General features: G+C 68.2%; 25 protein-coding genes. 15 read left to right on the top strand and 10 right to left on the bottom strand.

Annotation, left to right across the window (positions count from 1 at the left end; genetic code table 11):
* Positions 1 to 50: 50 nt before the first annotated feature.
* From ACSHWB_RS18405 to ACSHWB_RS18390, 4 genes are read left to right on the top strand one after another with little or no spacing between them, the layout of a single operon-like run.
* Positions 51 to 1,388 carry a 3' terminal RNA ribose 2'-O-methyltransferase Hen1 gene (locus tag ACSHWB_RS18405; RefSeq protein ID WP_439663235.1) on the top strand — a complete coding sequence of 446 codons (1,338 nt, stop codon included), beginning with the start codon at positions 51 to 53 and terminating at the stop codon, positions 1,386 to 1,388.
* Positions 1,388 to 3,856 (top strand): polynucleotide kinase-phosphatase, encoded by a 2,469-nt coding sequence (locus ACSHWB_RS18400; RefSeq protein WP_439663234.1) that lies wholly within the window; start codon positions 1,388 to 1,390, stop codon positions 3,854 to 3,856. Before ACSHWB_RS18405 ends, ACSHWB_RS18400 begins: the two co-directional genes overlap by 1 nt.
* The gene (locus ACSHWB_RS18395; protein WP_439663233.1) at positions 3,853 to 4,467 is read left to right on the top strand and encodes a nucleotidyltransferase domain-containing protein; all 615 of its coding nucleotides are present in this window, start codon (positions 3,853 to 3,855) and stop codon (positions 4,465 to 4,467) included. Before ACSHWB_RS18400 ends, ACSHWB_RS18395 begins: the two co-directional genes overlap by 4 nt.
* Complete coding sequence (locus ACSHWB_RS18390) at positions 4,464 to 5,222, top strand: nucleotidyltransferase domain-containing protein (protein WP_439663232.1); 759 nt, start codon at positions 4,464 to 4,466, stop codon at positions 5,220 to 5,222. The genes ACSHWB_RS18395 and ACSHWB_RS18390 overlap by 4 nt, the downstream gene beginning before the upstream one ends.
* A gap of 705 nt (positions 5,223 to 5,927) precedes the next feature.
* On the opposite strand, the gene ACSHWB_RS18385 is transcribed toward ACSHWB_RS18390, so the two are convergent.
* A complete protein-coding gene (locus ACSHWB_RS18385; RefSeq protein WP_439663231.1) occupies positions 5,928 to 6,197 on the bottom strand; it encodes a hypothetical protein in 270 nt (89 codons plus the stop codon).
* Between the two features lie 35 nt (positions 6,198 to 6,232).
* On the bottom strand, positions 6,233 to 7,081 hold the full coding sequence (gene mca / locus ACSHWB_RS18380) for a mycothiol conjugate amidase Mca (RefSeq protein WP_439663230.1): 849 nt from the start codon (positions 7,079 to 7,081) through the stop codon (positions 6,233 to 6,235).
* A 116-nt stretch (positions 7,082 to 7,197) separates the two neighbouring features.
* Between mca and ACSHWB_RS18375 the strand changes: the two genes are divergently transcribed.
* On the top strand, positions 7,198 to 7,620 hold the full coding sequence (locus ACSHWB_RS18375; RefSeq protein ID WP_439663229.1) for a DUF4307 domain-containing protein: 423 nt from the start codon (positions 7,198 to 7,200) through the stop codon (positions 7,618 to 7,620).
* Positions 7,621 to 7,803: 183 nt separating this feature from the next.
* The gene (gene greA, locus ACSHWB_RS18370; protein ID WP_319971601.1) at positions 7,804 to 8,301 is read left to right on the top strand and encodes a transcription elongation factor GreA; all 498 of its coding nucleotides are present in this window, start codon (positions 7,804 to 7,806) and stop codon (positions 8,299 to 8,301) included.
* A gap of 28 nt (positions 8,302 to 8,329) precedes the next feature.
* Here the strand turns inward: greA and ACSHWB_RS18365 are convergent, their stop codons facing one another.
* A complete protein-coding gene (locus ACSHWB_RS18365) occupies positions 8,330 to 8,839 on the bottom strand; it encodes an Lrp/AsnC family transcriptional regulator (RefSeq protein ID WP_030482006.1) in 510 nt (169 codons plus the stop codon).
* A gap of 74 nt (positions 8,840 to 8,913) precedes the next feature.
* On the opposite strand from ACSHWB_RS18365, the gene hppD reads away from it, so the two are divergent.
* Positions 8,914 to 10,095 carry a 4-hydroxyphenylpyruvate dioxygenase gene (hppD, locus tag ACSHWB_RS18360; RefSeq protein ID WP_439663228.1) on the top strand — a complete coding sequence of 394 codons (1,182 nt, stop codon included), beginning with the start codon at positions 8,914 to 8,916 and terminating at the stop codon, positions 10,093 to 10,095.
* Positions 10,096 to 10,310: 215 nt separating this feature from the next.
* Positions 10,311 to 10,553: a hypothetical protein gene (locus ACSHWB_RS18355; RefSeq protein ID WP_439663227.1), complete on the top strand. Its 243-nt coding sequence runs from the start codon at positions 10,311 to 10,313 to the stop codon at positions 10,551 to 10,553.
* A gap of 72 nt (positions 10,554 to 10,625) precedes the next feature.
* On the opposite strand, the gene ACSHWB_RS18350 is transcribed toward ACSHWB_RS18355, so the two are convergent.
* The 3 genes from ACSHWB_RS18350 to ACSHWB_RS18340 all read right to left on the bottom strand — a co-directional run bounded on the left by ACSHWB_RS18350 (position 10,626) and on the right by ACSHWB_RS18340 (position 14,395).
* Positions 10,626 to 11,771 (bottom strand): cystathionine gamma-synthase, encoded by a 1,146-nt coding sequence (locus tag ACSHWB_RS18350; RefSeq protein WP_439663226.1) that lies wholly within the window; start codon positions 11,769 to 11,771, stop codon positions 10,626 to 10,628.
* Positions 11,772 to 11,881: 110 nt separating this feature from the next.
* Entirely contained in the window at positions 11,882 to 12,934 is a 1,053-nt protein-coding gene (locus ACSHWB_RS18345) for an RDD family protein (protein ID WP_439663225.1), read from the bottom strand.
* Positions 12,935 to 13,024: 90 nt separating this feature from the next.
* Entirely contained in the window at positions 13,025 to 14,395 is a 1,371-nt protein-coding gene (locus ACSHWB_RS18340) for a cystathionine beta-synthase (protein ID WP_439663224.1), read from the bottom strand.
* A 119-nt stretch (positions 14,396 to 14,514) separates the two neighbouring features.
* On the opposite strand from ACSHWB_RS18340, the gene ACSHWB_RS18335 reads away from it, so the two are divergent.
* The 3 genes from ACSHWB_RS18335 (at position 14,515) to ACSHWB_RS18325 (ending at position 17,072) form a co-directional block, all read left to right on the top strand.
* Positions 14,515 to 15,387 carry an SGNH/GDSL hydrolase family protein gene (locus ACSHWB_RS18335; protein ID WP_439663223.1) on the top strand — a complete coding sequence of 291 codons (873 nt, stop codon included), beginning with the start codon at positions 14,515 to 14,517 and terminating at the stop codon, positions 15,385 to 15,387.
* A gap of 91 nt (positions 15,388 to 15,478) precedes the next feature.
* Positions 15,479 to 16,699 (top strand): acetyl-CoA C-acetyltransferase, encoded by a 1,221-nt coding sequence (locus tag ACSHWB_RS18330; protein WP_439663222.1) that lies wholly within the window; start codon positions 15,479 to 15,481, stop codon positions 16,697 to 16,699.
* 163 nt (positions 16,700 to 16,862) lie between these two features.
* Positions 16,863 to 17,072: a hypothetical protein gene (locus ACSHWB_RS18325; protein WP_439663221.1), complete on the top strand. Its 210-nt coding sequence runs from the start codon at positions 16,863 to 16,865 to the stop codon at positions 17,070 to 17,072.
* Here the strand turns inward: ACSHWB_RS18325 and ACSHWB_RS18320 are convergent.
* The 3 genes from ACSHWB_RS18320 to ACSHWB_RS18310 form a co-directional block, all read right to left on the bottom strand.
* Positions 17,069 to 17,479: a GNAT family N-acetyltransferase gene (locus ACSHWB_RS18320; RefSeq protein WP_439663220.1), complete on the bottom strand. Its 411-nt coding sequence runs from the start codon at positions 17,477 to 17,479 to the stop codon at positions 17,069 to 17,071. The genes ACSHWB_RS18325 and ACSHWB_RS18320 overlap by 4 nt on opposite strands.
* A gap of 10 nt (positions 17,480 to 17,489) precedes the next feature.
* A complete protein-coding gene (locus ACSHWB_RS18315; protein WP_439663219.1) occupies positions 17,490 to 17,825 on the bottom strand; it encodes a HEAT repeat domain-containing protein in 336 nt (111 codons plus the stop codon).
* A 69-nt stretch (positions 17,826 to 17,894) separates the two neighbouring features.
* Positions 17,895 to 18,698, bottom strand: a complete 804-nt coding sequence (locus ACSHWB_RS18310) for a Bax inhibitor-1/YccA family protein (protein ID WP_439663218.1) — start codon at positions 18,696 to 18,698, stop codon at positions 17,895 to 17,897.
* Between the two features lie 319 nt (positions 18,699 to 19,017).
* Between ACSHWB_RS18310 and ACSHWB_RS18305 the strand changes: the two genes are divergently transcribed.
* The 3 genes from ACSHWB_RS18305 to ACSHWB_RS18295 all read left to right on the top strand — a co-directional run bounded on the left by ACSHWB_RS18305 (position 19,018) and on the right by ACSHWB_RS18295 (position 22,332).
* Complete coding sequence (locus ACSHWB_RS18305) at positions 19,018 to 20,412, top strand: MSCRAMM family protein (RefSeq protein WP_439663217.1); 1,395 nt, start codon at positions 19,018 to 19,020, stop codon at positions 20,410 to 20,412.
* Positions 20,397 to 21,110 carry a sortase domain-containing protein gene (locus ACSHWB_RS18300; RefSeq protein WP_439663216.1) on the top strand — a complete coding sequence of 238 codons (714 nt, stop codon included), beginning with the start codon at positions 20,397 to 20,399 and terminating at the stop codon, positions 21,108 to 21,110. The genes ACSHWB_RS18305 and ACSHWB_RS18300 overlap by 16 nt, the downstream gene beginning before the upstream one ends.
* A gap of 70 nt (positions 21,111 to 21,180) precedes the next feature.
* Positions 21,181 to 22,332, top strand: coding sequence for a polysaccharide deacetylase (locus ACSHWB_RS18295; protein ID WP_439663215.1), 1,152 nt, complete (start codon positions 21,181 to 21,183; stop codon positions 22,330 to 22,332).
* On the opposite strand, the gene ACSHWB_RS18290 is transcribed toward ACSHWB_RS18295, so the two are convergent.
* Positions 22,333 to 23,367 (bottom strand): PQQ-dependent sugar dehydrogenase, encoded by a 1,035-nt coding sequence (locus ACSHWB_RS18290; protein WP_439663214.1) that lies wholly within the window; start codon positions 23,365 to 23,367, stop codon positions 22,333 to 22,335.
* A 289-nt stretch (positions 23,368 to 23,656) separates the two neighbouring features.
* Here ACSHWB_RS18290 and pqqA point away from each other — a divergent pair, with 289 nt between their 5' ends.
* Positions 23,657 to 23,782: a pyrroloquinoline quinone precursor peptide PqqA gene (pqqA, locus tag ACSHWB_RS18285; RefSeq protein ID WP_439663213.1), complete on the top strand. Its 126-nt coding sequence runs from the start codon at positions 23,657 to 23,659 to the stop codon at positions 23,780 to 23,782.
* The last annotated feature ends 67 nt before the right edge of the window (positions 23,783 to 23,849 follow it).

Below are 23,849 nucleotides of genomic sequence, written 5' to 3'. Positions count from 1 at the left end.
CCACCCTAAATCGCCTGCGGAAACAGCGTCTGTCGATCAGACTCGACCTCGTGTTGCTCACCATGACCACGACGCATCAGCCGGCGACCGATCTCGGCCACCTGCTGCACAAGCATCCCGACCGGGCTCAGTCCTTCACGACGAGCTCGGGCATCGCGCACGTCTTCTACCCGAAGGCGACGAACGAGGAATGCACGGTCGCCCTCCTGCTGGAGGTCGACCCCATCGCGCTCGTCCGAGGTCCCGGCAGCACGCTCACGCAATACGTCAACGACAGGCCTTACGCGGCCGGTTCGTTGCTCACGGTCGCGCTCGGCAGCGTGTTCCGCACGGCCATGAACGGCCGCAGCGAGAGCTACCCCGAGCTCGCCCGGACACCGATTCCGCTGGTCATCCGCATTCCCGCGCTGCCGCACCGGCTCGCGGAGCGGCTGTTCACGCCACTCGGTTGGGACGTAACGGTCTCCGAGCACGGCGACTCGCGCTTCGGCGACGTGACGCTGACCGGCACCGTGCGGCTCAGCGACGCGTTGAAGCACCTCTACGTGCTGCTGCCCGTGCTCGACGGCGGCAAGCACTACTGGGTCGCGGCCGACGAGGTCGACAAGCTCCTCAAAGCCGGTGACGGCTGGCTGGCGGCGCACCCGGACAAGGAGCTGATCACCACCCGGTACCTGGCGCGCAAGCGGCCGTTGATCACCTCCGCCCTGGAACGCCTCGCGGACGTCGACGAGGTCGAGCCGGAGGAGCTGGACAACGCGCTGGCCGAACCGAAGATCTCCCTTGCCGTGCAGCGCAAGGAGGCCGTGATCAAGGCTCTGAAGGAGGCGCGGGCCAAGCGCGTGCTCGACCTCGGTTGCGGTGGCGGGGCGTTGTTGCGCGCGCTCGTCAACGAGCCGGAGTTCACGGAGATCCACGGTGTCGACGTGTCCGCGAAGGCGTTGCAGGAGGCGGCCCGCAAGCTGCACCTGGACCGCATGGGCGAGCGTCAGCGCGAGCGGATCACGTTGCGGCAGTCGGCTTTGACGTACGCGGACGCCGAGCTGGCCGGCTACGACGCGGCGGTGCTGATGGAGGTCGTCGAGCACGTCGACCCGTCCCGCCTGCCTGCTTTGGAGCACTCGGTGTTCACCGTGGCACGACCGGCGACCGTGCTGGTGACGACGCCGAACGTCGAGTACAACGCGCTGTTCGAAACGTTGCCGGAAGGGCAGATGCGGCACTCCGACCACCGTTTCGAATGGACTCGCGCGGAGTTCGCGGCATGGGCGGACGGCGTCGCTGAGCGCCGTGGCTACGCCGTGCGTTACGTGCCGATCGGGCCGGAGGACGCCGAGCGCGGCGCGCCGACCCAGATGGCCGTGTTCAGCTTGGGGGAAGAGAACTGATGGAACTGAAGATCCCTGACCTGTGTCTGGTGGTGCTGGTCGGCGCCTCCGGTTCGGGCAAGTCCACGTTCGCGCGCAAGCACTTCCTGCCCACGCAGGTGTTGTCGAGCGACTACTTCCGCGGGCTCGTGTCCGACGACGAGAACGACCAGTCGGCGTCCGCGGCGGCGTTCGACGTGCTGCACTACGTGGCCTTGAAACGGCTGGAGGCCGGGCGCGTCACCGTGATCGACGCGACCAACGTGCAGGCGCCGGACCGCGCGAGGCTGATCGAACTCGCGCGCAAGGCGAACGTGCTGTCGGTCGCGATCGTGCTCGACACCCCGACCGAGGTGTGCCTGGCGCGCAACGCGCAGCGTCCCGACCGCGACTTCGGCGCGCACGTCGTGAAGCGGCACCGGTCGGCGTTGCGCCGCTCGTTGAAGTTCCTCGGCAAGGAGGGGTTCAAGCGCGTCCACGTGCTGCGCTCCGAGTCCGATGTGGACAACTCGACGATCGTGTACGAGCGCCTTCTCAACGACCTCAAGCACGAGACCGGGCCGTTCGACGTGTTCGGTGACGTGCACGGTTGCCGCGCGGAGCTGGAGGAACTGCTCGTCGAGCTCGGGTACGTCCTGGTCCGCGACGACGAGGGCCGTGCCGTGGACGCGCTCCCACCCGGTGACCGCAAGGCCGTGTTCGTCGGCGACCTGGTCGACCGCGGTCCGGACACCCCGGGCGTGCTGCGCCTGGTCATGGGCATGGTCGCGGCCGGGCACGCCTTCAGCGTGCGCGGAAACCACGAGGAGAAGCTCGTGCGGGCGATGCGCGGGCACAAGGTGACGGTCCGGCACGGGCTGGAGAAGTCGCTGGAGCAGCTCGCGCACGAGTCGGACGAGTTCCGCCTCGCCGCGACCCGGTTCTGCGACAGCCTGGTCGCGCACTACGTGCTGGACGGCGGAAACCTCGTCGTCGCGCACGCCGGCCTGCCCGAGCGCTACCACGGTCGTGCGTCCGGGAAGGTCCGCAGCTTCGCCCTGTACGGCGACACGACCGGCGAGACCGACGCGCACGGACTGCCGGTGCGCCTGCCGTGGGCGAACGACTACCGCGGCGCGGCGATGGTGCTGTACGGCCACGTGCTGGTGCCCGAGGCCGAGTGGATCAACAACACCATGTGCCTCGAAACGGGCGTGGTGTTCGGCGGGAAACTGACCGCGCTGCGTTACCCGGAGCGGGAAACCGTGTCCGTGAAGGCGCACCAGGTCTGGTACGAGAGCGACGCGCCGTTTCCCGTCAAGCCCGCCGAGCGCGCGCCGGACGTGCTGGCGCTCACCGACGTCACGGGCCTGCGCCGGATCGACACGTCGCTGCTCGGCGCCGTGACGATCCGCGCGGAGCAGTCGGCGTCGGCGCTGGAGGTCATGAGCCGGTTCGCGATCGACCCGCACGACCTGCTGTACCTGCCGCCGACGATGGCCCCGGTGGCGACCTCGCAGCGCGACGACGTGCTGGAGCACCCGTCGGAGGCGTTCGCGGACTACGCGGCTGCCGGTGTCTCGCAGGTGATCTGCGAGGAGAAGCACATGGGCTCCCGCGCGGTGTTGTTGGTGCGCAAGGAAGGTGGCGCGATCTACACCCGAACCGGGCGCGCTTTCTTCGACGGCGCACTGGGTTCGGCGTTGCTCGATCGCGTGCGTTCGGCGTGTGCCGGCCTGTTCGAGGAGTTCTCGACGGACTGGCTGCTGATCGACGCCGAGCTGATGCCGTGGAACGCCAAGGCATCCGGGCTGATCCGCGAGCAGTACGCGGCAGTCGGCGCGGCAGCCGGTGGTGCACTGCCGGTGGCGGTCGACGCCCTGTCGGCGGCTGCCGCGCGTGGCGTGGACGTGGCGGACCTGCTGGCGCGGACGTCGGAGCGTGCTTCGAACGCCGCGGCTTACAGTGCGGCGTACTCGCGGTACTGCTGGCCCACTGACGGGTTGGAGGGCGTGCGGATCGCGCCGTTCCAGCTGCTCGCGGCGGAGGGGCAGACGTTCCACGACCGCTCGCACCTGTGGCACCTGACGACGTTGGCCCGGCTGTCGGACCCTCTGTTCCAGCAGACCCGGCACCTGGTGGTCGACGTCGGCGACCCCGAGCAGGTGGCCGCCGGCGTGCGGTGGTGGGAGGAGCTGACCGCGGACGGCGGCGAGGGCATGGTCGTGAAGCCGCTGGCGAACCTCGGCGGCCGCGTGCAGCCGGGCATGAAGGTGCGCGGACGCGAGTACCTGCGGATCATCTACGGCCCGGACTACACGTCGCCGCAGAACCTGTCGCGCCTGCGCAAGCGCTCGCTGGGCCGCAAGCGCGGCCTCGCCCTGCGCGAGTACGCCCTGGGCATCGAGGCCCTGGAACGCCTCGTGCGCGGCGAGCCGTTGTGGCGCGTGCACGAATGCGTCTTCGGCGTGCTGGCCCTGGAATCGGAACCGGTGGACCCGAGACTGTGATCCTCGAAGCCGTGATCGGGTCGCACGCCTACGGGCTGGCGACCCCTTCGTCCGATGTGGACAGACGGGGCGTGTTCGTGGCGCCCACGTCGGCGTTCTGGCGGTTCGAGAAGCCGCCGGCGTCGGTGGAAGGCCCTGCCCCCGAACAGCTCAGCTGGGAGGTGGAGCACTTCTGCAGGCTGGGCCTGAAGTCGAACCCGACGGTGCTCGAAACGCTCGTGAGCCCGCTGGTGGAGGTCAGCACGCCGATGGGAGAGGAGCTGCGGGACCTGTTGCCCGCGTTCCTCTCTCGTTACGCCGTGCGCGCTTTCACGCGCGCAACGGAAATGCAGCTATCGCGCGCAGGCCGCAACCTCAAGCCAAAGCAACTAATGCACGTCGTGCGCCTACGCCTCGTGGGCCTTCACCTACTACGCACCGGCCGCTACGACATCACCGCGGACCGCTCGCTGCTAGCGATCCGTGACGGCTCGATGGCGTGGGACGACGCGGTGGCGTGGGCACACCGGCTCGGCGACGAGATCGCGTGCGCGGAAGGCCCGCTACCGGACGATCCGGACAGGGCGCGGGTGGAGGACTGGTTGGTGTCGGTGCGCAGGAGGATGTTGTGAGCTACGAGGTACCCGACCTCCGCGAGGTGGTGGCCGAGCAGTCGCACGGCCTGCTGTTCGCCACCGTGTCCGGCGCGCACCTGTACGGCTTCCCGTCGCGCGACTCGGACGTGGACCTGCGCGGCGTGCACGTGCTGCCGCTCACGGAAGTCCTCGGCCTGCGGCACGGCCCGGAGACCAAGGAACGGATGTGGGTGCGCGACGGCGTCGAGATCGACCTGGTCACGCACGACGTGCAGAAGTTCTGCCGGCTCCTGACCCGCCCCAACGGCTACGTGCTCGAACAGCTGCTCTCCCCGCTGGTCGTGCACACCACCGATGCGCACCGCAGGCTCGCCGACCTGGCTGCGGGCTGCCTGACCTCCCGGCACGGCCACCACTACCGCGGGTTCGCGGCGACCCAGTGGCGGTTGTTCGAGAAGACCGGGGAGATCAAGCCGCTGCTCTACACGTTCCGGGCGCTGCTGACCGGGGTGCACCTGCTGCGCACCGGGGAGGTGAACGCTCACCTGCCGACTTTGCTGGAGAAGCTCGACGGGCCGGACTACCTGGCTGGGCTGATCGAGGCGAAGATCCTCGGCGAGCATCGGGCGTTGGCCGGGGTTTCGGAGCGGCCTGCGCCTGAGCGGTTGGAGGCTGACCTCGTGCACTGGCAGGAGCAGCTGCGGCTGGCTCGGGAGGGGAGCTCGTTGCCGTTGGAGCCGCCGGCTTTCGAGGAGGTTCACGAGTTCGTGGTGGCGGCTCGGCTGGGTTGAGGTCGGGGTGGCCGCGGTGGGCTGGGGGTGGGCCTCGCCTCGTGCGGCTGACAGGGCGCGAATGCGGGTGGTCCGGAACGGGCTGGGCTGAGCAGGTCTGGCCCGTGGCCGCATGGATCGGGTAGGGCTGGCCGCAGCTGCCTGGGTGGATCAGGCGTGACGTGACGTGGCACGGCGCGAGCAGGGCTGGCATGCGGCCGACCGGACTGAGCAGGCCTGGCCGCAGCGGGCTCGAGTGGGCAGTCCGGCCCGAGGCTGGCACGGCGCGAGTGGGCAATCCCGCCCGAGGCTGGCACGGCGCGAGTACCGCTGGTCTGCGGCCGGCCGAACTGGGCAGGGCTGCCTCGCGGCTCCCGGCCTGAACGGGCCTGGCTGGACTCAGCAGACCTGGCCTGACTGGACCTGGACGCGGCCGACTGAGCCGGACGTGACCTGGGCCGAGCGACCTGCCCGGCCGAACTAACCGGACCGAGACCGAGCCGAGCGAGCTGACTGGACGAACCTGGCCGGGCTCCCGAACTGACCGAGCCCACCGTGTCCTGACCCTCGCCCCCCGCGCTTCCTCCTATGCGGAACGAAGGAAACGCGATTTGCGTTCCCGCGTATCCACAACCTACCGCGCCAAGGCATCCCCGCAGGTCAGCAAGCCAGAACCTGTGGACAACTCGCGATCATGAGGATCCAGAGACCCCAGACCCAGCGAAGTCAGTCCTTCTTCTTCGAAGCCTTCGAGCCAGAAGGACCAGAAGGAGAGGAAGGCTCGGCAGCCTCAGCCGCCCCCTCCCCAGGCTCGTCAAAAGAAGCCGGCAAGCCCTTGATGTGCTTGTTCATCGACTTGACGAGGAAGAACACGGCGATGAAGAACACGATCAGCAGAACGAGGCCGACCGGGGAGGACTTGCCGAAGTCCTCGCCCTGGCCGCCCTTGTCATTGCCGTCGTTCGTGTTCGACGGCTGCACGGCGACGAGCGCCACCGTGCTGCCGAGGGAGAAGTCTGGGGAAAGCACCCCTAGACCTTAACTCCGGCGAACAGGTCGTTCTCCGGCAGAGTCGAGTCCACCTGTGACCGCACGAGCTCGTACTCCTCGGTCGGCCAGATCTCGCGCTGCAGCTCCATCGGGATGGCGAACCAGCGGCTGGTCGGGTCGATCTGGGTGGCGTGGGCCTTCAGCGCCTCGTCGCGGACGTCGAAGTAGTCCGCGCACTCGACCTGGGTGGTCACGCGGGCCATCACGTCCGGGCGGTCGGTGCTCCAGTTCGCGAGCCACTCGGTGTACGGCGACTCGATGCCGCGCGCTTCCATCGCCTCGTGGAACGCGAGGATCTTGGCGCGCGAGAAGCCGTGGCCGTAGTAGACCTTCTGGGTCTCCCACGCCTCGCCCAGGGACGGGTCGAAATCCGGGTCCGCGGCGGCGTCGAGAGCTGCCATCGAGATCTCGTGCGTGCGGATGTGGTCCGGGTGCGGGTAGCCGCCGTTCTCGTCGTAGGTCACTACGACGTGCGGGCGGAAGTCGCGGATCGCCTCTACCAGCGATGGCACCGACTCCTCCAGCGGCACGAGGGCGAAGCAGCCCTCCGGCAGCGGCGGGAGCGGGTCGCCCTCGGGCAGGCCCGAGTCCTTGAAGCCCAGCCAGCGGTGCTGGATGCCGAGGATCTTGGCCGCGCGGGCCATCTCCTCGCGGCGGACCTCGATGATGTTCTCGAGCACGTCCGGCCTGTCCATCGCCGGGTTGAGGATGCTGCCCGCGCCACCGTCGGTACAGGTCACGACCATCACGTCGTGCCCTTCCGCGATGTAGCGAGCCATCGAGGCCGCGCCCTTGCTCGACTCGTCGTCGGGATGTGCGTGCACTGCCATAAGGCGCAGCTTTTCGGCCATGACCCCCGTGGTCCTCCTGTGTGAACGGTCCTGCGACACTCATCAACTGAACGCCGGGCACCATTGTTCCCCAGAGGTTGAGGAGGCGCGGACCAGTGGCACAGCGCGTGCTCCCCGAGGGGCGCTACAGCAGGCAGGGTCGCAAACCGCTGGCCAGGTGGGCGCGGTGGGCGTTACTCGCTGTAGCCGTTGCGGTGGGTGCCCTGATCGCCTTCGTCGGTTACCGGAATCTCGGCACAAAACCGATCGAGGCCAAGCAGACCGCGTTCATCCTCCTCGGCGACGACCAGGTGAAGGTCAGTTTCGAGGTTTCCCGCGATCAACCAGAGCGCGCTGCCGTCTGCATCATTCGGGCCCGATCCAAGGACGGGGACGAAGCAGGCCGACGCGAAGTTCTGGTGCCGCCGGGAAATGACGTCGTCGTAGAGACAACAGTTCTCCGCACCTCGAAGCCGCCGGTCACCGGCGAAGTGTTCGGGTGCTCCTACCAGGTTCCCGCCTACTTGTCCACGACCTAGCGGCCAAGCGGGTGATCTGCGGTTTAAACGGCGAGATGCGGAACAAATCGCCGTCGCTGAACGTTGTCTGCGTGTTACTATTGCCGCTCAAGCACGGCCCCGGCGCGGGCCGTGTTTTTCCGTTCCGGGCCAGCGGCCCGGGAACTATCTGGTGACACGTGTGCACCAGAGCAAGACGAGGAGTTGGTGACCGTGAGCGACACCCAGGTGACCTGGCTGACCCAGGAGGCCTACGACCGGCTCAAGGCTGAGCTGGACGAACTTATCGCGTACCGCCCGGTCATGGCTGCCGAGATCAACGCCCGTCGCGAAGAGGGCGACCTCCGCGAGAACGGCGGCTACCACGCGGCACGCGAGGAGCAGGGCAAGCAGGAGGCGCGCATCCGCCAGCTGCACGAGCTGCTCCAGGCCGCGAAGGTCGGCGAGGCTCCCACCACCAAGGGTGTCGCGGCTCCGGGCACGGTGCTGACGATCCGCTACGAAGGCGACGACGAGGCCGAGACCTTCCTGCTGGCGACCCGTGAAGAAGGCGCGCACGGGGAGATGGAGGTCTACTCTCCCCTGTCGCCGCTCGGCAAGGCCCTCAACGGCGCGAAGGACGGCGAGACCGTGTCCTACGAGCTGCCGAACGGCAAGCAGCAGAAGGTCACGCTGATCTCCGCGGTTCCTTACCAGTCGTAGTCACGCAACTAAACGCGTGAAAGGGCGGTCACTTAGGTGGCCGCCCTTTCACGCGTTCCAGAAGTGGCCGCACGCGTGGAGGCACGGGCGTCGACAAAGCAATAGAGGTCGACAAACGACGAACGTGAGGAACATCAACGATGTGGTCGACCACTCGTTGCAAGTCCGCGTTCGACCGCGCGACCATTCGCACGAACAGATCGCCTTGGCCCGTCGTCGCGTGCACCTCGCACACCTCGCTGATCGCGGCCAGCCCTTCACACACCTCGGCCCTGCGGCCCTGCGCGATCTCGACCGTCGCGAACGCCGTCAGCCCGTAGCCCATGGCGCCGAGGTCGAGCGCCGGCGGGAACCCGGTGAGCACCCCGCGTTCGACGAGACGGTCCAGCCGGGCCTGCACGGTTCCGCGCGCGACGCCCAGCCGGCGGGAGCATTCGAGGACGCCGAGACGGGGTTCGTCGGTCAAGAGCAGGAGCAGCTTCGCGTCCAGTTCGTCCACGGGCTGGTCAGAGTGCTCACTCTGCTGATCCAAGGGCATAGATCACTGTACAAACTGCGCAGCGAAATCGCTGACTGTTGCTCACCCTGCTAGGTCGAATCATGCTGATGAACATGACGCAGCAGCTTGACGACGTGAGCTACGACCAGCTCCGGCAGCTCGTGGGGTTGGTCGACTACGACGCGACCAAGGACCCCTTCCCCGTGCGCGCCATGGACGCCGTGGTGTTCGTCGCGGGCAACGCCACGCAGACCGCGTGGCTCTACCAGGTGGCGTTCGGCATGGAGCTCGTGGCCTACGCGGGCCCCGAGACCGGCCAGCGCACCCACAAGTCGTTCGTGCTGAAGTCGGGCTCGGCCCGCTTCGTGATCCACGGCGGCGTCACGCCCGGCTCCGAGCTCCTCGACCACCACCGCCGTCACGGCGACGGCGTCGTCGACATCGCGCTGGAGGTCGGCGACGTCGACCAGTGCATCAAGCACGCCCGCGAGCAGGGCGCCACGGTGCTCGAAGAGCCGCATGACGTGTCCGACGAACACGGCACCGTGCGTCTCGCCGCGATCGCGACATACGGCGAGACCCGCCACACGCTCGTCGACCGCTCCAAGTACGAGGGCCCCTACCTCCCGGGCTACGTCGCCAGGACCTCGACCGTGAAGCGTCCGGAAGGTGCCCCGAAGCGCCTGTTCCAGGCCATCGACCACTGCGTCGGCAACGTCGAGCTCGGCAAGATGGACTACTGGGTCGAGTGGTACAACCGCGTCATGGGCTTCGTGAACATGGCGGAGTTCATCGGCGACGACATCGCCACGGACTACTCGGCGCTGATGTCCAAGGTCGTCTCCAACGGCAACCACCGCGTCAAGTTCCCGCTGAACGAGCCGGCGATCGCGAAGAAGAAGTCGCAGATCGACGAGTACCTCGAGTTCTACGAGGGCGCGGGCGTGCAGCACATCGCGCTGGCCACCAACGACATCATCAAGACCGTCACGGCCATGCGCGACGCGGGTGTCGAGTTCCTGGAGACCCCGGACTCCTACTACGACGACCCGGAGCTGCGTGCCCGGATCGGCGAGGTCCGCGTGCCGATCGAGCTCCTCAAGGAACACCGCATCCTGGTCGACCGCGACGAGGACGGCTACCTGCTGCAGATCTTCACGAAGCCGATCGGCGACCGCCCGACCGTCTTCTACGAGATGATCGAACGGCACGGCTCGCTGGGCTTCGGCAAGGGCAACTTCAAGGCACTTTTCGAGGCGATCGAGCGCGAACAGGAGCTGCGCGGCAACCTCTAGTGGCGTGGCTCGGCACGTTGCCGGTGCATCCGCGGTCAGACGGGTGCATCGTGGTGCCGCCCCCACGTCCTCATACTGGACGTATGGGGGCGTGGGGGCGGTGCCGCGAGGCGCCCTGCCGAGCGTGGATGCGCCGCCGACGTGCCGAGCCACGCCACTCGTGGTGTTCCCCCGGTAGGCTGCCTTACGGGGGACTCACATCGGGTGGAGGTGGCATGGCATTCGCGCGACGCGTGGCCGCGGTGATTCCGCTGGTCGGAGCCGTGACCACGGCTGTAGCACTGACTGGCGCGGCGTTCCTGACCGTGGCGCACGCCGGCTGTGACGAGGCCGGCCGCTTCGTCCGCACCGGCGAGACGATCCAGTTCGTCGGAGGCTGTGTGAACGGCGCCGATCTACCGGCGGTGCCGACGGCCGAGGCTGAGAACGTGGACAGGTTCGGCTCGAAGAAGCCTTAGCTGACCGCACGCGGGGACCTTTCGTACTGCATGAGAGTACGAAAGGTCCCCGCGTGCGTTTTCAGGAAGTGGTCAGCCCAGGGCTTCGAGCAGGTCGGCCACCAGGTCGTCACCGGACTCGATGCCCACCGACACGCGAACCAGGTCGGCCGGCACCTCCAGCAGCGAACCCGACGTCGAGGCGTGGGTCATCTTGCCGGGGTGCTCGATCAGCGACTCGACGCCGCCCAGCGACTCGGCCAGCAGGAACAGCTTGGTCCGCGCGCAGACCTCCAGCGCCGCCTCCTCGCCGCCGTCGACGATGAACGACACCATGCCGCCGAACCGGCTCATCTGCTTGGCCGCGACCGCGTGGCCGGGGTGCGACTCCAGGCCGGGGTAGATGACCTTCTTGACCCGCGGGTGCCGGGTGAGGGCCTCGGCGACCAGCTCGGCGTTGTCGGAGTGCTTCTCCATCCGCAGCTGCAGGGTCTTGATGCCGCGCAACGTCAGGTAGGCGTCGAACGGCCCGGGAACGGCACCGGCACCGTTCTGCAGGAACGCGAACGCCGCGTCGAGCTCCTCGTCCGAGGTGATCAGCGCACCACCCACGACGTCGGAGTGCCCGCCGATGTACTTGGTGGTGGAGTGCAGCACCACGTCCGCGCCCAGCTCCAGCGGCGTCTGCAGCGCAGGCGAGGCGAAGGTGTTGTCGACCACCAACCGTGCGCCGGACTCGTGCGCCACGGAGGCGATCGCGGCGATGTCGCCGATGTTCAGCAGCGGGTTCGTGGGCGTCTCGATCCACACGAGCTTCGTCTCGGGACGGATCGCGGCGCGGATCGCGTCCACGTCGGACACCGGAGCCGGGGAGTGGGTGACGCCCCACTGCGAGAAGACCTTGTCGATCAGCCGGAACGTGCCGCCGTACGCGTCGTTCGGGATGACGATGTGGTCGCCGGGCTTGAGGAACGTGCGCAGCGCGGCGTCGGTCGCACCCATGCCGGAGGAGAACGCACGGCCGAAGCGGCCGCGTTCGAGCGACGCGAGGCACGTCTCCAGTGCGCGGCGGGTCGGGTTGCCGGTGCGCGAGTACTCGAAGCCCTCACGCAGACCGCCGACGCCGTCCTGGGCGTACGTCGAGGTCGCGTAGATGGGCACGTTCACCGCACCCGTGGTCGGGTCCGGGTCCTGACCGGCGTGGATCGCCCTGGTGGCGAAGCCGTATGGGGTGCTCATGTCCGAAGGGTACTCACCCATCTGGCCGCCGACCGCAAGAGTCCAAGCAGTGAAAACGGACCAGCCCCCGGCCGAGGTGGCCGGGGGCTGGTCGAGGCGTTGCTGCGGGCTTACCAGCCCTGCTGCTGGCCGCCGTAACCCTGCTGCGGGGGCTGGCCGTAGCCGCCCTGCTGCGGGGCCTGCTGCTGCGGGTAACCGCCGGTGCCGGGCTGCTGCGGGTAGCCACCCGTGCCGCCGTAGGGCGAGGCGGTCTCCGGGGCGTTGACGACGATCGACTTCATGATCTTGTCGGCCCAGGTCTGCTTCTTCGGCTCCCACAGGGGTGCGAAGAAGCCCGCGTAGCACGGCAGGGCGTCGACGACGTGGCACAGCTGGCGCACGAACGTCGTACCGCCGCCGAGCGGCTGCATGGTCTCCTCGGAGATCAGCTTGATCTTCGCGACCTTCTTGCCGATCGACTGGCCGGTCTGCCCCTGCTTGATCACCGTGTTCCAGATGATGAAGCCGAGGTTCGCGAGCCAGATCGGGATGGCGAGCAGCGCGAGGCCGGGAGCGTCCGCGCCGACCGCGATGCCGACGATCACGTAGTACAGGATCACCGTGACGACGGTCGGGGCCGCGATGTCGATCAGGTAGCCGACGAAGCGCGAGCCCCATTCGGCGTACCCGGTCGGGGGCGGCGGCGCCATGCCGTAGGCGGGCTGACCGTAGCCGCCGGGCTGGCCGTAGGCCTGCTGCTGCGGCTGGCCGTAGGGGCTCGCCTGCGGCTGACCGTACGGCTGCTGCGGCTGACCGTACGGGTTCGCCTGCGGCTGGCCGTACGGGTTGGACTGCGGCGCGCCGTAAGGCTGCTGCTGCGGTGCACCGTAGGGCTGCTGCGGGGCGCCGTACGGCTGCTGGGCGGGGAACCCGCCAGAGCCGGGTCCCTGTGCGGGGAAGCCACCCGAGGCGGGAGGCACCTGCCCGGGGCTGACGACCTGGGTGGCGTCCGCGTTCTGCTGCGGTGCTGCAGGAGCCTGACCAGGCGAGACGACCTGCGTCGCGTCCGGGTTCGGGTTCGCCGCGGACGGCTGGCCACCCCCCGGGACGATCTGCGTTGCGTCCGCGTTGGGCTCCTGCGGCTGACCGCCGAACGGATTTCCTGGCGGCTGCGGAGCGTTCATCCGGTTTCCAACCCCCTTGGCTGGGCCGTGTACGAGTAAGACGGGTGTTGATCTGGGGCGTCACGCTATCGGACGCACCCGCTTCTACGCTCAGCGACCAGCCAAGAACCCCAGAATGTCCTGCCGAGTCACGACTCCGGCAGGCTTTCCGTCCTCCAGCACGAGGGCGGCGTCGGCGTGCGAGAGCGCGTTCATCGCGATGCCGACGGGCTCACCGGCGCCGAGCGTGGGCAGCGGCGGCGACATGTGCTTGTCGAGGCGGTCGGACAGCTGGGCCTTGCCGGTGAACAGGGCGTCGAGCAGGTCGCGCTCGTTGACCGCGCCGGCGACCTCGGCCGCCATGATCGGCGGTTCGGCGTTGACGACGGGCATCTGCGAGACACCGAACTCGCGCAGGATCGCGACGGCGTCACCCACGGTCTCGTTGGGGTGCGCGTGCACGAGGTCGGGGAGCATGCCGCCCTTGCGGCGCAGCACGTCGCCGACGGTGGCGCCGGTCGAGTCGGGCGGCAGGAAGCCGTAGGACGCCATCCAGCGGTCGTTGAAGACCTTGGACAGGTAGCCGCGGCCGCCGTCCGGGAGGATCACGACCACGACGGCGTCTTCGGGCAGGTCCTTCGCGACGCGCAGCGCGGCGGCGGCCGCCATGCCGCAGGAACCGCCGACGAGCAGGCCTTCCTCACGGGCGAGGCGGCGGGTCGTGTCGAACGAGTCCGCGTCCGAGACCTCGACGATCTGGTCGGCCACGGTCTGGTCGTAGGCCTCGGGCCAGAAGTCCTCGCCGACACCCTCGACGAGGTACGGCCGGCCGGTGCCGCCGGAGTAGACGGAGCCCTCGGGGTCCGCGCCGATGACCTTCACGGCGCCGTTCGAGATGTCCTTGAGGTAGCGGCCGGTGCCGGAGATCGTGCCGCCGGTGCCGACGCCCGCGACGAAGTGCGTGATCTTGCCTTCGGTCTGGCGCCAGATCTCGGGGCCGGTCTGGTGGTAGTGGCTCGCCGGGTTCTCCGGGTTGGAGTACTGGTCGGGCTTCCACGCGCCGGGGATCTCGCGGACGAGCCGATCGGAGACGTTGTAGTACGAGTCGGGGTGCTCGGGCGCGACGGCGGTCGGGCACACCACGACCTCGGCGCCGTAGGCCTTGAGGACGTTGCGCTTGTCCTCGCTGACCTTGTCCGGGCAGACGAACACGCACTTGTAGCCCTTGCGCTGGGCGACCAGCGCGAGCCCGACACCGGTGTTGCCGGAGGTCGGCTCGACGATCGTGCCGCCGGGCTGCAGTTCACCCGATTTCTCCGCGGCCTCGACCATCCGCAGTGCGATGCGGTCCTTCACGCTGCCGCCGGGGTTCAGGTACTCGACCTTGGCCAGCACCGTGGCCTTGATCCCCGTGGTCAGGGAGTTGAGCTTCACCAGCGGCGTGTTGCCGACCAGATCGACGACGTGCTCGACGTACTCCACCGGTATCTACTCCCCTGCTCCCACTCTCCGAGATAGCGGGACGAAGCCTAGCTCTAGTGGCGGCGGAGGTTAATTCGAACAGCGGAACCGACGATTCATCTGGAAAGGGGGTGTTGCGGATGATCGGACTCAGGACGCTGCGGGCGGTGGCGATGACCGCCGCGACGCTCGGAGGCCTCTCTGGCGCGCTGGTCGGACTGCTCACTGAGCAGGGCAGACGTGCGCGGGTGGCCATCGGCGTGCTGGAACATCTCTGGCCTGCTCCGGACGGCGTGTACTTCGACGACGGCAGCGATCCGCTGCGGCTGGCGGTGCTCGGCGACTCGATGGCGGTGGGGGTCGGTGTGACCCATCCCTCGCAGATGCCGGGGGTGCTGCTGGCCCAGGCGCTGGCGGAGGAGGCCGGACGGCCGGTGCGCCTGTCGACGTACGCCATCAGCGGCTCCACCACCCGTGACCTGGTGCCGCAGGTAGATGCGGCCGTGCTGGACGCGCCGCAGGTCGCGTTGATCATCATCGGCGCGAACGACGTGACGTCGCGGATGGGCACCGCCGAGTCGGCCAGGCTGCTGGCCGAACAGGTGGGCAAGCTGCGCGCGGCCGGCTGCGGCGTCGTTGTCGGCACCTGCCCCGACCTGGGGATCGTGCGGCCGATCCCGCAGCCGTTGCGGCTGGTCGGGCGGCAGTACAGCCTGCGGCTCGCGGCCGCGCAGACCGCCGCGGTGCGCCGGGCGGGCGGGGTGCCGGTGCCGCTGGGAAATCTGCTGGCCCCGGAGTTCATGGCGCGGCACACCGACATGTTCAGCTCGGACCGCTTCCACCCCAGCGCCGCGGGCTACGAGGCGGCGGCCGGTGTGCTGCTGGCGCCGTTGTGCCAGGTGGCGGGGTTGTGGCCGGGCTGGATCGCCCCCGTGCTGCCGTTGCGCTCGGCGGCGGCCCTGGCCGTGCGGCCCTCTCGCGTGCCGGGGTGGCTACAGAAGCGGCACGCATGAGTTTCGGAATACTCGTCACTCGCCCTGGCCGGGGTGAGCGGGCGTTAACTAGGCTCGAAGGCAACCTTGACTCTCAACGAGGAGTTTCGTGATGCCTGAGGCCGTGATCGTCTCCGCCGCCCGCTCCCCCATCGGCCGTGCGGGCAAGGGCTCGCTGAAGGACGTTCGGCCCGACGACCTGGTGGCGCGGATGATTCGCGCGGCACTGGACAAGGTGCCGCAGCTCGACCCCGCGCAGATCGACGACCTGATGCTCGGCTGCGGCCTGCCCGGCGGCGAGCAGGGCTTCAACATGGCGCGCGTCGTCTCCGTGCTGCTGGGGTACGACAACCTGCCCGGCACGACCGTGACCCGGTACTGCGCCTCTTCGCTGCAGACCACGCGCATGGCCCTGCACGCGATCAAGGCGGGCGAGGGTGACGTGTTCATCTCCGCCGGCGTCGAGACCGTGTCGCGGTTCGCCAAGGGCAGCTCGGACTCGTGGCCGGACACGCACAACCCGCTGTTCTCCGACGCCGAGGCGCGCACCGCGTCCACCAAGGCCTCCGGCGCTTCGGAGTGGGTCGACCCGCGTTCGCTCGACGTCGTGCCCGACGTCTACATCCCGATGGGCGAGACCGCCGAGAACCTGGCTCTGCTCAAGGGGATCTCGCGACAGGAGATGGACGAGTTCGGCGTCCGCTCGCAGAACCTCGCCGAGAAGGCCATCGCGGACGGTTTCTGGGCCCGCGAGATCACGCCGGTCACGCTGCCCGACGGCACCGTGGTGTCGACCGACGACGGCCCGCGCGCCGGCGTCACGTACGAGGCCGTCTCCCAGCTCAAGCCCGTCTTCCGCCCCAACGGCCGCATCAACGCGGGCAACTGCTGCCCGCTGAACGACGGCGCCGCGGCCCTGGTGATCATGTCCGACACCAAGGCCCGCGAGCTCGGCCTCACGCCGCTGGCCCGCATCGTGTCGACCGGCGTCTCGGGCCTGTCGCCGGAGATCATGGGCCTCGGCCCGGTCGAGGCCTCGAAGCGCGCACTCGCGCTGGCGGGCCTGTCGGTCTCCGACATCGACCTGGTGGAGATCAACGAGGCGTTCGCCGCGCAGGTCATCCCGTCCTACCAGGACCTGGGAATCGACCTGGACCGGCTGAACGTGAACGGCGGCGCGATCGCCGTCGGCCACCCGTTCGGCATGACCGGCGCGCGCATCACCACGACCTTGATCAATTCGCTGCAGTTCCACGACAAGCAGTTCGGTCTGGAAACGATGTGCGTGGGCGGCGGTCAGGGCATGGCGATGGTCATCGAGCGCCTGAGCTGAGCTTTCGCTCAAGATCTGCAAATTGACGCTTGCAAGTGGCTCCGCTTCACCCGAACGGAGCTACTTGCCTGCCCCCTTTCTGCCGATGAGATGAATCGTCGCGCAATGACGTCATCAGGCGAGGGGAAGTCCGTCCCTACCGATGAGCAAGGAGGGGTCGGACATGCCCTACGTGTGGTGGCAAAGCGAATATGACCTGCAATGCCATGCTTTCTCCCTGGACCAAGCCAACGACACCCGCAGCTTTTACGAGGCCGTCTGCGAACACTCGGTACCCGACGAACGGGTGTCGCGCGCGCAGGCGGGTTCTCTCTGCATGGACTGCCTGATCAAGGTGGGCACCGAACTGCCGGACGTGCGCTGGCGGGTCTAGACCCGCCGCATGCCGACGCTCGCCGGTGCGCTCTCGGTGAAGCCGTGCCGTTCGTAGAGACGACGGCCGGGCGGGTCGGCCAGCAGGTTGACGTACGCGTTCGGGGACCGTTCGGTGATGTGGTCCAGCAACGCGGTGATGATCGCGTCGCCGATGCCTTTGCGTTGATGATGCGGCAGCACCGCCATGTCGATGATGTGGAAGTACCAGCCACCGTCGCTGAGCACTCTGCCCATGCCGGTGGTTTCTCCTGATTCCACGTGAATGACGATCGCGCTGGCCCATGCGCCGTTGATGCCGTTCTCGGCTTCTTCCCTGGTTCGCGCGCTCAGTCCGGATTCCTTGCGCAGGCGCAGGTAGTCGTCGACCGATGGCGGTTCCATGACGAGCCGGTATGCGGAGTCCATGAATTCCCCCTCAGTTGTGCGCGTTGTTCGCGCGATGACGGTAGAGAGCGATTCGCGCTTCCTTGGTGTCGAGCATCTCGAGGCCTTGAACAGCCCATCCCGCGATCGACTCGTCCTCGTGGTCCAGGTGCTCGACCAGAATCGGCAAGGCCTCGGGCGAGCGGGCCTCACCGATCAGCGTGAGCAGCAGAACACGCATGTTCTGCCCCTCCCCTTCAGCCCTGAACGCCTCGATCAACTCGTCGAGGTGCTCCTCGGCGTGCCGCTGCACCAGGGAGAAGCCGGCTTCCCTGTCCTCTCCCTTGCGACGCATCAACCGCATGCCCTCGTCGAACCTCTTCGTCATCCCCATCTCCCCCTCAACGCCGAAGGGGCGCCCCGCCGCAGCGGAACGCCCCTCGGCACACCCGAAGCGTCAGTCCGAGTTGAAGTACGACAGCAGGCGCAGGATCTCGGTGTACAGCCACACCAGGGTGACGGTGAGACCGAACGCGATCTGCCACGCGTACTTGGCCGGCACGCCGGCCCGGATCGCCTGGTCGGCGGCGTCGAAGTCGATCAGGAAGCTGAACGCCGCGAGGCCGATGCAGACGAGGCTGAAGATGATGGCGATCGTGCCGCCGGAGCGGATGCCGATGCCGCCGCCACCGTTGAAGAAGCTCAGGATCAGGTTGAACAGCATCAGCACGCCGACACCGATGATGGCGCCGGTGATCCACTTGGTGAACTTCGGCGTGACGCGGATCGCGCCGGTCTTGTAGACCACGAGCATGCCGAGGAACACGCCGAGCGTGCCGATCACGGCCTGGCCGATGACCGCGATGCCGTTGCCCGGCACCACGTTGTCGAGCGCGCGACCGATGATGTAGCTGATGCCGCCGAGGAAGATGCCCTCTGCGACGGCGTACGCGATCACGAGGGGCGGGCTCGGGTTGCGCTTGAACATGATGATCAGCGCGAGCACGAGGCCGACGATCGCGGCGGGGAACGCGAGGAAGTACAGGCCGGTCACGAACGTGGTGACGGCGCCTGCTGCGACGACACCGAGGGTGATACCGGTCTTGGTGACGACGTCGTCGATCGTCATCGGCCGCTCGCTGGTCAGCGGCGGCGGGGCCTGCTGGTAGCCGGCCTGGTCTGGCTGGCCGAAGCCTGCGTAGCCTCCGTACCCGCCGCCGGTCGGCAGGTTACGGAAAGCCGGGTTGCTGCTCGAGCGCACCTGGTCCTCCTGTGGCGTTGCTTTACGCCGTCACTGGGTTCAACGAGCACGCTCGGTGCCATGTTCCCCATCGGTAAAGGCGACTTTACCCCCGACGACGATCACACGTGCGCAAATAGTGCGCTAACTCCGGAGCGTGACGTGACTACGGCGTGTCGCGGCGTGTCTAACCCTAAAGACGTAAGCCACGTCACATTTCATTCACAGTCACACCCTGCGTAGCGCGAGACTTCCCCCTCGTGGCGGCTTGTCCCCGGTGTGGGGGACCGACAAGCTCGCACGCGGGATCAACACTGGTCAGAGGGGATCAAGATCTAAAATGGGCTGGAAACGTCTGGCCGCCGTGGCGATGGTTTCGGGGCTCGCGCTCCTGACCGTTCCTGCGACGGCGTCAGCGATCGGCGTCAAGGGCATCGGCCACAACGCGTCAGCGACCCAGCCCAACGCCACACCGGGCAGTGAGTGGCACGGGTCATACATCTGGCAGGACAAGCAGGTGTGGTGCGTGCAGTACGCACTGCCCGCGCCGGACAGCACCGTCGGCTACAAACCAGGCGACGCGCTGCTCACCAAGGCGGGCAAGGCCCTCGCCCCGGACATCGCGGCGAACATCTCCTACCTCTTGCTGCGCTACTCCACGACCAAGTCGCCGGAAGAGGCCGCGGCGCTCGCGCACCTGCTGCACACCTGGACCTCCCCGGTCGACGGCGAGGTGAACCTCAATCCCAAGAACGGGGACGCGAAGTTCCTCGCCTACGACGCGGCGTTCTACGCCTCGAAGCTGCCGCCTGCCGTCATGGACACCGTGGCGCGCATCAAGGCCGACGCCGAGGCCAACCGCGGCCCGTGGACCCTCACCGCCACCGCGCCGAAGGAACCGCTGATCATCGACACGGAGTCCACCTGGACCCTGTCGCTGGTCAAGGCCAACGACAAGGGCGTCACGAACGCCCCCATCGCCTTCACCCTGACCGACGCGAAGCTCGCCGACGGCGCGACCAGCGGCACGGCCACCACCGGCCCCGACGGCCAGCCGGCCGCCGTGAAGGTCATCGCCACGGGCCCGAAGCCGTCGATCGCGGCCGTCGCGGACTCCCCCGCCGACAAGCCGGTCGTGCACTTCCCGATCCAGACCGACAACATGCAGCGCATGGTCACGACCGGTGGCGAGAAGAAACTGAACGCCGCCGCGAACACCACCGCCAAGACCGCGCCCGGCGCCGTGAAGATCACGAAGATCGACTCGGAGACCAAGAAGTCCATCGCGGGCGTCGCGCTGCGCGTCACGGCCAAGGACCAGACGAGCCCGGCCAAGAAGCAGGACGACACGGACCTGGTCGGCACGGACGGCAAGCCGCTGGTGCTGCAGACCGGCGCCGACGGCACGGTCGAGGTGCCGGACCTGCGCACCCCGCAGGACATCTGCCTGGTCGAGGTGACCGCTCCCAAGGGTTATGAGGAGTTCTTCGACCCGAAGGCGCCACCGTCCGCGTGCGGCACGCTCGCCGCGGGCCAGACACTCGCTCTCGAACTGGTGAACAAGCCGAACAAGCCGGTCGTGCCGAGCACGATCCCGGCGGGTGCGGACGGCCAGACGCCGGTCGCGACCGCGTCGTTCGACACTCAGCTGCGTCCGGGTCTGATGCTGACGGTGGGTGGCCTGGTGCTGCTCGGTGCCGCGCTGGCAGGCTTCCTGGTGTGGCGCAGGCAGTGAGTCCCAAGGCTTTTCTGACCGGTGCGCTGGTGGCGGGTGTGGCCGCCGCCAGCGTGCTGGTCACCACGTCCAAGACCGAGGTGCTCGCCGGGCACGCGGTCGCGGACGAGATCCCGGTGGTGGGACCGGGGCCGGTGGCGGACAGCCTGAGCACCGGCCGCGGTCCCGACCTCACCGGGTTGATCGGCGGGGCGAACACGGCCAACGCGCAGCCGCCGCCCGACCCCGGTCCGACCGCGCAGCAGCCCGCGCCGCCCAAGGCAGGTCCGGGTTCCGTGCGGCTGCCCTCCGGCGGTTCGGCGACGCTGGTGCGCAAGGAGGTCAAGGACGGCGTGCTGCCGGTGCCGGACGGCATCGGCGAGGCGACGTGGTGGGGCACCGAGCTCGCGGGTGCCGAGGGTGCGACGGTGCTGGCAGGGCACGTCGACTGGAAGGGCGCGAAGGGCCCGTTCGCGGAGCTGTGGCAGGCGCAGAACGGCCGTGAGGTCACGATCGCCGACAGCGCGGGCAAGGAGTTCAAGTTCCGCATCAAGCAGATCGAGACGGTCCGCAAGGAGGAGCTCCCGGCGCGCGCCGTCGAGTTCTTCGGGCCGCGTGGTCCGCACCGGCTGGTCCTGGTCACCTGTGGCGGTACGTGGATCGGCGGTCAGCAGGGGTACGAGGCGAACAGAGTGGTCATCGCCGAACCCGTTCAGTGACCAATCGCGCACCTCGCGCAACCCGTTCGGGTAATCAGTCGTCTCCTAAGGTGTGAAACGGTGGGGATGGTTGACCACGGGCTTGGCATTGGTGCTCGTTCTGGTGGTGGTGATGACCCTCGGGCCGCACCGGGACCAGACGCCTCAGGCGGACTCCGGTCCACTGCCGATGGCACCCCGGCTGCCCGCTCCGAAGGACACGGGGCCGATCCCGACGGTGCCTGCGCCCACGCAGGAGCAGGTGCAGAAGCTGTCCTGGATGCACAAGCTCTCGCCGGGTGAGAAGCCTCCGCAGTTCGTGCTCTTCTCCTTCGACGGCGCGGTGTCGAAGAAGCACTGGGACAAGGTCCTGCCGATCGCGAAGGCCAAGAACGCGCACGTGACGGGCCTGCTGTCCGGCGTCTACATGCTGGCGGACCCGGACAAGAACCAGTACCAGCCGCCGGCGGGCCTCAAGCGCGGCCTGTCCGACATCGACTTCGGCGGCTCCAGGCAGGACGTCGCCTCCCGGATCGACTACCTGAACCAGGTGATCGCCGACGGCCACGAGATCGGCACGCACTACAACGGCCACTTCTGCTCGAACGGCACCCAGCCGTCGGTCGACAAGTGGGACACCGCGGCCTGGAACGCGGAGCTCGCCCAGTTCAAGCAGATCGTCGACAAGGCGCGCGCCGCCGGGCTGAACCTTCCCGCCGACGCCGTCCGGGGTGGACGGACGCCGTGCCTGGAAGGCAACTGGGACCAGGCCTTCCCGGCGATGGCCGCGAACGGCCTCGTCTACGACACCAGCAAGGTCGCCCTCGGCGTGCAGTGGCCGACCGTCCAAAACGGACTGTACGAGTTCCCGATGCCCGAGGTGCAGGTACCCGGGCTGGGCAAGCGGGTCGTCATGATGGACTTCAACCTCTGGTACGCGCTCAACCAGGCGAAGAACGAACCCTGGCGTGCGGCCGACTTCGCCCAGATCGTCCTCGAAACCTACAAGTCGGTGCACCAGGCCGCGCTCAACGGCAACCGCGCGCCGATCGTCGTCGGCAACCACTTCAACGAGTGGAACGGCGACGCGTTCTCGACCGCGATGGAGCAGTTCCTGGAGTTCGTGTGCGACGAGCCGGAAACGGTGTGCGCCACCTACACCGAGGTGATCCAGTGGATGCAGCTGCAGGATCCGGCGGTGCTCGACCAGCTCCGCCGGATGCCCGCTGCTCGCAACTGGTGACTAGCCGTCGGTGGAGATGATCCGGTCGTCGTTCGCGCCCGGTGAGCCGTTCGCGTCCTGGTTGGACGTTCCCAGCCACAGCGTGCCGTCCGGCGCCGGAGCCACCGCGCGCACGCGGCCGTAGCTCGTGAAGACCGCCTGCGGGGTACCGAGCGTGGTGCCGTTCACCGGGATCTTCCACACGCGCTTGCCGGTGACCGCACCGACGTACAGGGCGTTCTTGTAGAAGGCGATGCCGGTCGGGCCGGCCTGGCTGGTGGACCACGTCTTGACCGGGTTGGTCATGCCCGCGGTGTTGCAGTTGCCTTCACACGTCGGCCAGCCGTAGTTCTTGCCGGCCTCGATGCGGTTGATCTCGTCGGTCGTGTTGTTGCCGAACTCCGTGGCGTACGCGGTGCTGCCGATCCACGTGATGCCCTGGACGTTGCGGTGGCCGATCGAGTAGACCACGCTGCCGGCGCGAGGGTTGCCGGTAGCGGGCTTGCCCGCGGTGTCGAAGCGGAGGACCTTGCCGCCCAACGAGTTCCAGTTCTGCGCGTTGGCCGTGTTCTGGCCGTCACCCGTGGTGGCCCACAGGAATCCGTCCGGACCCCATTCCAGGCCGCCGCCGTTGTGGTAGCGGTTCTTGGGAATTCCCGTGACGATCGGCTGTGGCGTGCCACCGAGCTGCAGCTTGGCGACGCGGTTGTCGCTCGCCGTCGAGTAGTAGATGAAGACCGAGTTGTCGGTCGCGAAGCTCTTCGACACGGCGAGGCCCAGCAGGCCGCCCTCACCGCCCGTGGTCTGGGCCTGTTCCACCGTGTCCAGGTCGGTCACGGTCGTGCCACGGATCTTCTTGATCTTCCTGGTGTCCCGCTCGGTGAAGATGCCGCTGCCGTCCGGCAGGAACTCGATGTCCCACGGGATGTCGAGCTTCGTGGCGAGGGTCCGTTCCGCCAGGACGGAGGGATCTTCCTGGGCCGACGCGGGAAGTGCGCACAGGGATGCGGCAAGGGCAGTGCAGGCTGCCGCTGCTGCGATACGACGAGCACGCATGTGCTCTCCTTCTGGTCCGCTCGTGAGTGTCTGCGGCGGCGGCGTTGCAGGGCGTGTTTACGCAATCACAGATCGCATTGGCCCGCAACAGTGGTCGGAGGTTCCGGTATTCCCGGCTGCCTGGTGGGCGAAACAAGACGATTTCCCTCCGATGACTTCGGGTAACTTCGTGGACGGTCTAGACCTTGGCGGTCTGGAAGACATACCGTGTGAGTCGCCGCCGCGCCCCAACGGAAAGCGCTTGCCTGCCCACCAGGGCATGCGGGCAGGAAACCCGAGGAGTTGCGCCATGAACGTTGCCGTCACCATCCCCTCCGAGACGAAGCTTCCCGAGGTCAAGCGCGAGTGGGTCAAGCCGGACTTCCGCGACTTCGAGACGCCGATGGAGGTCACCGCCTACGCGGCCCGCAGCTGACGTCAGGCATCGCGCCGGGGTTCTCGGCACACTGCCGGGAGCCCCGGTCCCGCGTCGTTCCTGGAGG

Origin of the sequence: Lentzea sp. HUAS TT2 (assembly GCF_051853195.1) — a bacterium.
Classification (GTDB): Bacteria; Actinomycetota; Actinomycetes; order Mycobacteriales; family Pseudonocardiaceae; genus Lentzea.
Note: the sequence above shows the minus strand (reverse complement) of the source record. Positions and strands in the feature narration are given on the sequence as shown.